This is a genomic window from Streptomyces sp. RP5T (assembly GCF_003933965.1).
In the GTDB taxonomy this organism is placed as follows: domain Bacteria; phylum Actinomycetota; class Actinomycetes; order Streptomycetales; family Streptomycetaceae; genus Streptomyces.
The window spans coordinates 1-7,604 of the sequence record NZ_RSAJ01000417.1; the positions used below are offsets into that span (position 1 = coordinate 1).

The 7,604-nt window shown below is 71.3% G+C and carries 7 protein-coding genes; all 7 read left to right on the plus strand.

Annotation, left to right across the window (positions count from 1 at the left end):
- Window positions 1-722: cell division protein ZapE (gene zapE / locus EHS43_RS31835; protein ID WP_125194147.1), on the plus strand; the 722-nt coding region annotated here is incomplete at its 5' end.
- A 203-nt stretch (window positions 723-925) separates the two neighbouring features.
- The gene (locus EHS43_RS31840; RefSeq protein WP_312023454.1) at window positions 926-1,300 is read left to right on the plus strand and encodes a hypothetical protein; all 375 of its coding nucleotides are present in this window, start codon (window positions 926-928) and stop codon (window positions 1,298-1,300) included.
- A gap of 113 nt (window positions 1,301-1,413) precedes the next feature.
- On the plus strand, window positions 1,414-1,992 hold the full coding sequence (locus EHS43_RS31845) for a carbonic anhydrase (RefSeq protein ID WP_125194149.1): 579 nt from the start codon (window positions 1,414-1,416) through the stop codon (window positions 1,990-1,992).
- Window positions 1,989-3,479, plus strand: coding sequence for a SulP family inorganic anion transporter (locus tag EHS43_RS31850; RefSeq protein WP_125194150.1), 1,491 nt, complete (start codon window positions 1,989-1,991; stop codon window positions 3,477-3,479). The genes EHS43_RS31845 and EHS43_RS31850 overlap by 4 nt, the downstream gene beginning before the upstream one ends.
- Window positions 3,480-3,579: 100 nt before the next feature.
- Window positions 3,580-4,356: a slipin family protein gene (locus EHS43_RS31855; RefSeq protein WP_125194151.1), complete on the plus strand. Its 777-nt coding sequence runs from the start codon at window positions 3,580-3,582 to the stop codon at window positions 4,354-4,356.
- A 100-nt stretch (window positions 4,357-4,456) separates the two neighbouring features.
- Window positions 4,457-5,824, plus strand: coding sequence for a PhoX family protein (locus EHS43_RS31860; protein ID WP_125194152.1), 1,368 nt, complete (start codon window positions 4,457-4,459; stop codon window positions 5,822-5,824).
- A 123-nt stretch (window positions 5,825-5,947) separates the two neighbouring features.
- On the plus strand, window positions 5,948-7,465 hold the full coding sequence (locus EHS43_RS31865) for an FAD-dependent oxidoreductase (RefSeq protein ID WP_125194153.1): 1,518 nt from the start codon (window positions 5,948-5,950) through the stop codon (window positions 7,463-7,465).
- Window positions 7,466-7,604 lie beyond the last annotated feature (139 nt).

Consider the following 7,604-nt stretch of genomic DNA (forward strand, 5'->3'; position numbering starts at 1 on the left):
CCGCCGCCCCCTCCCTCAAGGCCTTCGGCACCTTCGTGGAGCTGACCAACCTGGTCGGCGCCCTCGGCTTCCAGAAGACGGTCCAGACGCTCTCCGGGCACCGCCTGCTGTGCATCGACGAGTTCGAGCTGGACGACCCGGGCGACACCGTGCTGGTCTCCACCCTGCTCGGCAAGCTGGTCGACGCGGGCGTGGCGCTCGCCGCCACCTCCAACACCCTGCCGGGCAAGCTCGGCGAGGGCCGGTTCGCGGCCGTGGACTTCCTGCGCGAGATCCAGGGCCTGTCGGCGCACTTCCGCCCGCTGCGCATCGACGGTGAGGACTACCGCCACCGGGGACTGCCCGAGGCGCCGGCGCCGTTCACCGACGAGGAGGTCACCAGGGCGGCGTACGCCACCGAGGGCGCCTCGCTCGACGACTTCCCGAGCCTGCTGGCACACCTCGCCAAGGTCCACCCGAGCCGCTACGGCGCCCTGACCGACGGCCTGAGGGCGGTCTGCCTGACCGACGTGCAGCCGGTGCCGGACCAGTCGACGGCGCTGCGGCTCGTGGTGCTCGCGGACCGTCTCTACGACCGCGAGGTTCCGGTGCTGGCCTCCGGACTGCCCTTCGACCGGCTGTTCAGCGAGGAGATGCTGAACGGCGGCTACCGCAAGAAGTACTTCCGCGCGATATCCCGGCTGACCGCGCTGGCGCGCGACGCCAAGGGGCTCGTCGCTTAATCACGTCGAAACCTCGCACGTCAAGGGCCAGTTCGCGTCAGCGACCCCTCGGGCTTCAGCCTCTCTTCAGCCGGAAACGTTAAGTTAACCCAGCAAACAACTTTGCCGGGCTAAGGTGTTTCTTGACCAGTCATTGACCAATGGTTGGTCTGGGCTAGAAGTGTGAACTGCCGAGAGGGGGGCGCATGTTCCGAGGTGCGACGGTGCGGACCGTGGTAGCGGTCGTCGCCGCCGTCCTCATGGCGCTCCCGTTCTTCGCACCTTCCGGAGGATTCGCAACCGCGCACACAGGCCGTCATGCTGAGGCCAAGGCTCAGAGTGGCAGCAAGCTCTCCGGCGAGGCGTCACGCGCCGAGGCCTCCGGCAAACGCCACTGCAACCACGCGGGGGACCCGACCGGTCCCCTGCGCACCCGCGACCGGCACCGCGCCGTCGACTTCGCCCCTGAGGGGCCCGAGCGTCCCCTGTCGGCCGAGGAGCCGGCGGCCGCGCCCGAGCGGGTGACAGCAGGCGAGTTCCCGCTGTCGAGACCCTCGACAGCCCACGCCCCGGCGGCACTTCAAGTGTTCCGCTGCTGACAGCAGAGCAGTCCCCCACCGCTGTTCCCCCACCTGTCATGTCAACCGACGCGCCCCCCGGCGCGCCAGGTAAGCCCGACGCGCCCCCACGGCGCGCCAGGAGGAGTCACCACATGCAGCCCCTCATCGACAACGCCCGTACGTTCGGACAGCGCCCTGAGGAGTTCGCCAAGCTGGCCGAAGGCCAGTCCCCCCAGGTTCTGTTCATCACCTGCTCGGATTCCAGGGTCGTCCCGGCCCTGATCACGGGCGCCCGCCCGGGCGAGCTCTTCGAGCTGCGCACCGCGGGCAACATCGTTCCCCCCTACGCCTCCGAGCACCCCACCAGCGAGGCGGCCACCATCGAGTACGCCGTGGAGGTGCTGGGCGTCCGCGACATCGTGGTCTGCGGGCACTCGCACTGCGGTGCCGTCGGCGCCCTGGTCCGCGGCGACGACCTGGACGCCGTCCCGGCCGTGCGCGACTGGCTCAACCACGCCACCCCGCGCCCGTCCGGCACGACCGAGGACCCGGAAGTGGCCGAGGGCGTGCAGAACCACGTCCTGGCCCAGGTGCTGCGCCTGCGGTCCTACCCGTTCATCGACAAGAAGCTGGCGGAGGACCAACTGACCCTGCACGCCTGGTACTACGAGGTGCACACGGGCGCGGTGCGCGTCCACCGCTCCGAGACCGACGCGTTCGAGGGTCTGTGATCGCCGTGCTGACCAAATACCCTCACCTGCGGCAGGACTTCGCCGCCTCCCTGGTCGTCTTCCTGGTCGCGCTCCCGCTCTGCGTGGGCGTGGCCGTCGCCTCCGGCGTCCCGGCCGAACTCGGCCTCGTCACCGGCATAGTCGGCGGCATCGTCACCGGTCTGATGCGGGGCAGCAGCCTCCAGGTCTCCGGACCCGCGGCCGGCCTGACCGTCCTCGTCTTCGAGGCGGTGAACGAGTTCGGGCTGCCCGCGCTCGGCGTCATCGTGCTCGCCGCCGGGCTCATCCAGCTCGTCATGGGCGCCCTGAAACTGGGGCGCTGGTTCCGCGCGATATCCGTCTCGGTCGTCGAGGGCATGCTGGCCGGAATCGGTCTGGTGATCATCGCGGGCCAGCTGTACGCGGCGGCCGGTCTGAAGGCCCCCGCCTCCGGACTCGACAAGATCCTGGGCCTGCCCGGCGCCGTCGTCGACGCGCTCGGCAGCACCACGGCCCTCGCCTCGCTCGCCGTCGGCGCGGGCACCATCGCCGTACTCGTGCTGTGGAAGAAGCTGCCGAAGAAGGTGCAGACCGTGCCCGGCGCGCTCGCCGCGGTCCTGCTCGCCACCCTGGTCACCCAGGTCCTCGGCCTGTCCGTCGCCACCGTCGAGGTGAACGGCCTGCTGGCCTCCGTCCAGCCGCCCGGCATGGACGCCTTCGGCGAACTGGCGAGCCCCGCCATCTTCGGCACGATCATCGCCTTCACCCTGATCGCCTCCGCCGAGAGCCTGTTCAGCGCCGCGGCCGTGGACCGGCTGCACGACGGTCCGCGCACCGAGTACGACAAGGAGCTCATGGCCCAGGGCGTGGGCAACACCGTGTGCGGCGCGCTCGGCGCACTGCCCATGACCGCGGTCATCGTGCGCAGCTCCGCCAATGTCCAGGCGGGCGCGAGGACCAAGGCGTCCCGGGTCATGCACGGCGTGTGGCTGCTGCTGTTCGCGGCCCTGCTGCCCTCGACGCTGGCGCTGATCCCGCTGCCCGCGCTCGCCGGCATCCTGGTCCACGCGGGCTTCAAGCTGATCCCCTTCCGGGAGCTCGTGTCGCTGTGGCGCGGCCACCGCGGTGAGGCGCTGATCCTGGTGGCCACCGCCGTCTCGATCGTCGCGGTGAACATGTTCGAGGGCGTGCTGATCGGTCTGGCCCTGTCGGTCGTCAAGACCGCCTGGGAGGCCTCGCACCTCCGGCTGGAGATCGTCGACAAGGGCGCGGGCCCGATCCAGGCCCACCTGTCCGGCAACGCGACCTTCCTCAGGCTGCCGAAGATCCTCGACAGCCTGGAGTCGCTGCCCCAGGACCGTCCCGTGGAGCTGGACCTCTCCGGTCTGCACCACCTGGACCACGCCTGCCGTACGGCCCTGGAGAACTGGGCCGAGCGGCACAGCGCGGTCGGCACGGAACCCGTGCGGGTCACGGAACCGGAGCTGGTGAAGGTCCCCGCCCCGTAGGGCCGCGCCTCCCGGTCCGGGGCCGTTCGTGGCCCCGGACCGGGAACCGGGCATATCGTTACAGGAGCAGACATACGGACCTCTGGGTGAGGAGGCCGGAATGCTCCAGGAACTGGTGACGGCGGCCGTGGCGGCCGCTTCCGCCGGGGTCGTGTACCTCGCGGCGGCCGCCCGGGTCGTCAAGCAGTACGAGCGCGGAGTCGTCTTCCGGCTCGGACGTCTCGCGGGCGAGGTGAAGGAGCCCGGGTTCACGGCGATCGTGCCGTTCGTGGACCGGATGCACAAGGTGAACATGCAGATCGTCACGCTGCCGGTGCCCGCCCAGGAGGGCATCACCCGGGACAACGTGACGGTGCGCGTGGACGCGGTCGTCTACTTCCGGGTCGTCGACGCGGCGAGCGCCCTGGTCAAGGTCGAGGACTACCGGTTCGCCGTCTCCCAGATGGCCCAGACCTCGCTGCGCTCGATCATCGGCAAGAGCGAGCTGGACGACCTGCTGTCCAACCGCGAGAAACTCAACGAGGGCCTGGAGCTGATGATCGACAGCCCGGCCGTCGGCTGGGGCGTGCAGGTGGACCGCGTCGAGATCAAGGACGTGTCGCTTCCGGACGCGATGAAGCGGTCGATGGCCCGGCAGGCCGAGGCCGACCGTGAGCGGCGGGCCCGGATCATCAACGCCGACGCCGAACTCCAGGCCTCCAAGAAGCTCGCGGAGGCCGCCGAGGAGATGTCCGAGCAGCCCGCCGCGCTCCAACTCCGGCTGCTCCAGACGATCGTGGCGGTGGCCGCCGAGAAGAACTCGACGCTCGTCCTGCCTTTCCCGGTGGAGCTGCTGCGGTTCCTGGAGCGGGCGCAGGAGCACCCGAACGGGACCTGACGGGTCGTGACACGCTCCGCGCGTGGTTCCCGCGAGCGGACCCAGGTGATAGACACGGCGAGGTCACGATCCTGTCCGCCAGCAGGAAGGTTGCTTCTCCATGTCCGCAACACGACGTCAGGTCCTGGCCCGCAGCGGCGCCTTGGGCGTGGGCATCGCCTTCACCGGCGCCCTCTCCGAACTCTTCGCCGGCACCGCCGCCGCCCAGTCCCTCGGCCACACCGGCTACGGCCCCCTCGTCCCCGACCCGAAGGGCCTGCTGGACCTGCCGAAAGGTTTCCGTTACCAGGTCCTGTCCCGCGAGGGCGACCCGCTCCGCTCCGGCGAGGGCAAGGTCCCCTCCAACCACGACGGAATGACCGCCCTCCCGGGCAGACACGGCCGCGTCCACCTGGTCCGCAACCACGAGAACCGCCCCACCGCGGCCATCGCCGTCCCCACGGTCGAGGGCCTGACCTACGACCCGGCGGGCAAGGGCGGCTGTACGGCGCTCACGCTGGACTCCCGCAACAACGTGCTGTCGGAGCGGGTCGCCATCGCCGGCACCGCCGTCAACTGCGCGGGCGGGCCCACCCCTTGGGGCACCTGGCTGACCTGCGAGGAGACCGAGGACAAGGCCGGCACCAACGGCTACACCAAGGACCACGGCTTCATCTTCGAGGTCGATCCGACGGACCCGCACAGAAGTGGCGCGGTCCCGCTGACCGCGATGGGCCGCTTCCAGCACGAGGCCATCGCGATCGACCCGAAGCGCGGCATCGTCTACGAGACCGAGGACGCCTTCCTCAAGCCGTTCGGTCTCTTCTACCGCTTCCTGCCCCACCGGCCCGAGGGCGGTCTCGGCTCCCTGCGCGCCGGTGGCCGGCTCCAGGCGATGCGGGTGCCCGGCGTACCGGACCTGTCCGCGATCCAGGAGACGGGTGCCTGCTTCGAGGGCATCGAGTGGGTCGACGTACCGGACCCGCTGGCCACCGAGACCCCCGTCCGGCTCCAGGACTTCGGCCCGAAGGGCATCACCCACGCCCAGAAGCTGGAGGGCTGCTACTGGGGCGGGAAGTCCGTCTACTTCGTCTCCTCGTTCGCGCACAGCGCCGAGGGGTCGGCCGCCGACCACTTCGGGCAGATCTGGCGCTACGACCCCTCGGCGCGCCGGCTCACCCTGGTGATCGTCTTCGGCCCGGCCACCGATGTGCAGCTGCCCGGCGAGTCCCCGGACAACATCTGCCTGGCCCCCAGCGGCGGCCTGATGGTGTGCGAGGACGGCAACGGCGCCCAGCACGTGTTCGGTGTGACCCGGCAGGGCGAGGTGTACGCGATGGCCCGCGGCCGGCAGAACATCGGCACGCCCGAGGCACCGGAGTGGGGTGAGTTCGCCGGCGTCACCTTCTCCCCCGACGGGCAGACCATGTACGTCAACTGCTACACGCCCGGGACGACCTTCGCGGTGACCGGCCCCTGGCGCAGGTAGCCGCCGGCGGAGGAAGCCGGAACGGGTGCCCCACGCCCAAGGGCTCGCACGGGCGGGGGTGCCCTCTCCGCGCGGGCTGCCGCGGGTGCTGCTGGAACGGTGATCCGTGGGTACTCGGGGCGCATGACCGAGAACCGGCATGTCAAGGGCTCGTACTGGCTGGAGACGGCACCCGGTGGGCCTCGGCCGCCGCTGACCGAGGACCTCGACGTCGACGTGGCCGTCATCGGCGCCGGGATCGCCGGCTTGAGCACGGCGTGGGAGCTGACACGGGCCGGGCGGCGGGTGGCGGTCCTGGAGGCCGGACAGGTGGCCGCCGGCGTCACCGGGCACACCACGGCCAAGCTGACCGCCCTGCACACACTGATCTACGACAAGCTGCGCCGCACCCGCGGCCCCGAGGGCGCCCGGCTGTACGCCCGCTCGCAGAGCGAGGCGATCGAACGGGCCGCCGAGATCGCGGACGAGCTGGGCGTCGACTGCGACTGGGAGCAGCGCAGCGCCTACACCTACGTGCGTGACGAGAATCGGGTCGAGGAACTGCGGGCCGAGGCGGCGGCCGCCCGGGAGGCGGGGCTGCCGGCCTCGTTCGTGTCGGAGACCGGGCTGCCGTTCCCGGTGGCGGGGGCGGTCCGGGTGACCGGTCAGGCGCAGTTCCATCCGCGCAAGTACCTGCTGGCCCTGGCCGAGGACCTGGTCGCCTCGGGCGCGGCCGTGCACGAGCACACCGCCGTCCTCGGGCTCGACGAGGGCGAACCGTGCCGGCTGTCGACCGACACGCGGGCCACGGTGACGGCCCGGGACGTCGTGGTCGCCACCCACTACCCGATCTTCGACCGGGCCCTGCTGTTCACCCGGCTCTCCCCGCGCCGCGAGCTGGTCGTCGCCGGGACCATCGAGCGGGAGCGGGACCCGGAGGGCATGTACATCACCCCGGACGAGGGCATCCGTTCGGTCCGCACGGCCCCCTGGGACGCCGACCGGCGCCTGCTCATCGTCACCGGCGAGCACTTCACGCCGGGCACGGGCGACACCCGGGCCCGGTTCGACGGCCTCTCGGCCTGGGCGAGGGAGCACTTCCCCGGCGTCGAGCTCACCCACGCCTGGGCCACCCAGGACAACGACCCCACGGACACCGTGCCGATGGTCGGCCCGCTGCACCAGGGGGCCCGGCACGCCTATGTCGCCACCGGTTTCGGCGGCTGGGGCATGAGCGGCGGCATCATGGCGGGCCGGCTGCTCGCGGCCCTGATCACCGGCGAGGAGTGCGCGTGGAGCGAGCTGTACGACCCGCGCCGCGTGCTGTCGGCGGTCCGCGAGGCGCCGGCCTTCCTCAAGACGCAGGCCCAGGTGGCCCGCCACTTCGTCGGCGACCGTCTGCGTCCGGCACCCCCGCTGGAGTCCCTCCCGCCGGGAGAGGGCGCCGTGGTCCGGGTGGACGGCGACCGCCTCGCGGTCTACCGCGACGACGACGGCAACCTCCACGCCGTCTCCCCGCGCTGCACCCACCTGGGCTGTCTGGTCTCCTTCAACGGGGCCGAGGACGCCTGGGAGTGCCCGTGCCACGGCTCCCGCTTCGACACGGACGGCAAGGTGATCCAGGGTCCGGCGACCAAGCCGCTGGAGCGGCGGGACATCTGAGCGGGTGACGTCACGGCCGGGGTGAGCGCCATATAGGACAGTTCGCCATATTTTCATACAGTGATCACTCTGGTACGGCGCGTCACCGCCGCCTGTGTCCTCGGCGCCGCCCTCACGGCCTGCGCCGCAGCTCCCCACC